This is a genomic window from Nesterenkonia sp. HG001 (assembly GCF_034438835.1).
Classification (GTDB): Bacteria; Actinomycetota; Actinomycetes; order Actinomycetales; family Micrococcaceae; genus Nesterenkonia; species Nesterenkonia xinjiangensis.
Genome location: NZ_JAOSZD010000021.1, coordinates 1 through 1,811 on the forward strand (window position 1 = coordinate 1; position 1,811 = coordinate 1,811).

General features: G+C 60.2%; 1 protein-coding gene. It reads left to right on the forward strand.

Features of this window, described 5'->3' with window-relative positions:
• On the forward strand, positions 1-1,811 hold a 1,811-nt coding region (locus ODE13_RS16850), incomplete at both ends, for a transketolase-like TK C-terminal-containing protein (protein ID WP_416210757.1).

Below are 1,811 nucleotides of genomic sequence, written 5' to 3' on the forward strand. Positions count from 1 at the left end.
CTGCATTTCGTGATCAACTGCAATCTGCAGCGCCTCGATGGGCCGGTGCGGGGTAATGGCAAGATCGTCCAGGAGCTGGAGGCCTTCTTCCGGGGTGCGGGCTGGAACGTGATCAAGGTCCTCTGGGGTCGGGAATGGGATGATCTGCTGGCCGCTGATGAGGATGGCGAGCTGGTCCGGATCATGAACGAGACCCTGGATGGGGACTATCAGACCTATAAGGCCGAGTCGGGGTCCTTCGTGCGGGAGCATTTCTTCGGGCGTTCGGCCAAGACCAAAGAGATGGTCGCTGATCTCTCCGATGATGACATCTGGGGGCTCAAGCGTGGTGGTCATGATTATCAGAAGGTCTACTCGGCCTATCAGGCCGCAGTGCAGACCACCGGTAAGCCCACGGTGATCCTGGCCCAGACGGTCAAGGGCTATGGGCTGGGGCCTAGCTTCGAGGGTCGTAATGCCACCCATCAGATGAAGAAGCTGACCATCGAGGACCTCAAGCGTTTCCGCGATACCCTGCGGATCCCGATCAGTGATGAACAGATCGAGGCTGATCCCTACCAGGTGCCTTATTACCATCCTGGTGAGGACTCTGAGGAGATCACCTATCTGCGGGCTCGTCGGGCTGCTCTGGGTGGGCCTCTGCCGGCACGCAGGGTGGCTAAGAACACTCTGGAGCTGCCCGGGGAGAAGGTCTATGCCCAGGCCAAGAAGGGCTCGGGCAAGCAGCAGGCCGCGACCACGATGGCTTTTGTGCGGCTGCTCAAGGATCTGATGCGTGATAAGAACATCGGGGCTCGGATCGTGCCGATCGTGCCCGATGAGTCCAGGACCTTCGGGATGGATTCTTTCTTCCCCACGGCGAAGATCTATAACCCCAAGGGGCAGAACTATCTGGCAGTGGATCGTGAGCTGATGCTGGCCTATAAGGAGTCTGCCCAGGGTCAGATGCTTCACCCCGGGATCAATGAGGCCGGTGCTACTGCGGCGTTCACTGCGGCAGGGACTTCTTATGCCACTCATGGGGAGCCGATGATCCCGGTCTATGTGTTCTACTCGATGTTCGGCTTCCAGCGCACTGGGGACTCGTTCTGGGCGGCAGCGGATCAGTTGACCCGGGGATTCATCATCGGTGCGACCGCGGGTCGGACCACTCTGGCAGGGGAAGGGCTGCAGCATCTGGATGGGCATTCCCCGATCCTGGCCGGGACCAATCCCGCGGTGAAGCATTATGATCCAGCCTTTGGCTACGAGATCGCTCATATCATCGAACATGGACTCTTCGAGATGTATGGCGATCATGACGGTGATCATGACCTGATGTATTACCTCACGGTCTATAACGAGCCGGTCACTCATCTGCCCGAACCCGAGGACCTCGATGTTGAAGGTGTCATCGGGGGTATCTATCGATTGGCCACTGCGGACTCGGCCGGGCTGGGAGAACACCTCAACAACCAAGACCCAGCTGACCAAGACCCAGCTGACCAAGACCCAGCTGACCAAGACCCAGCTGACCAAGACCCAGCTGACCAAGACCCAGCTGACCAGGACCCAGAGGGTCCGGCTGATCAGGGTCCGGTTGTTCAGTTGCTGGCCTCGGGGGTGGCGGTGCCGTGGGCGTTGGAGGCTCAGCGGCTCTTGGCCATTGATTGGGGTGTCGGGGCTGATGTGTGGTCGGTGACCTCCTGGAATGAGCTGCGTCGTGAGGCTCTGCGGGTCCAGGAATCAGCGATGCTGGATCCAGAGCGTGAGCCTGAGGAGCCCTTCGTGACCCGGCAGCTGGCCGGGGCGCGGGGTCCGATCATCGCGAC